Annotated in this window: 1 protein-coding gene and 1 pseudogene; both read right to left on the reverse strand. The window is 43.0% G+C overall.

Annotation, left to right across the window (positions count from 1 at the left end; genetic code table 11):
- The coding region (locus tag R7P74_RS28405) for a 7-cyano-7-deazaguanine synthase (protein ID WP_318124032.1) at nt 1-296 on the reverse strand (296 nt) is incomplete at its 3' end.
- Between the two features lie 14 nt (nt 297-310).
- A pseudogene (locus R7P74_RS28410) lies at nt 311-558 on the reverse strand (7-carboxy-7-deazaguanine synthase QueE); the annotation flags it as partial.

Consider the following 558-nt stretch of genomic DNA (forward strand, 5'->3'; position numbering starts at 1 on the left):
TTACGGCCAGGCACAAACGAGTTCGGTAAGCCATTCTCTTGTAATTCGTGAGAAACAGGGATTTCATCACGTGTCAGAGAGCTGATAGCAAGTTCATTCAGTAAACCAACATCCATCACTTTATGCGCTTTTACACCAAGATCTTTGGCGATCTTTTGTGCAACTTCGATCTCCAGTTTATGACGTTGGCCATAATCAAAAGTGATTGCATGCACTTCATCAAACTCTTTAAGGGCTTGTACGAGACAGGTTGTCGAGTCTTGCCCGCCACTGAAAACAACAACAGCTTTTTTCATTTTACTCTCCGAGCTTAAGCAATACTTAGGTATTTATGAGTTTGAATAGATAGACGCCAATTGCGCGAGATGCACGTTTCGATACACAACTGAGTTGCGCGAGGCTTCTGGCTGATTGGTTGTAAAGCGATCACCGTTTCTGTCTTTATATCAGCGTTTGCAAGTAGTTCATCAAGATGATCGATGTCTTTTTGCGTACCGACTGGGTGCTTGATTTCATTAGCACGCTCCAAAGCACTTTTCAGTACGGGCAATTTACCTT

It is taken from the genome of Vibrio sp. 2033 (genome assembly GCF_033339735.1).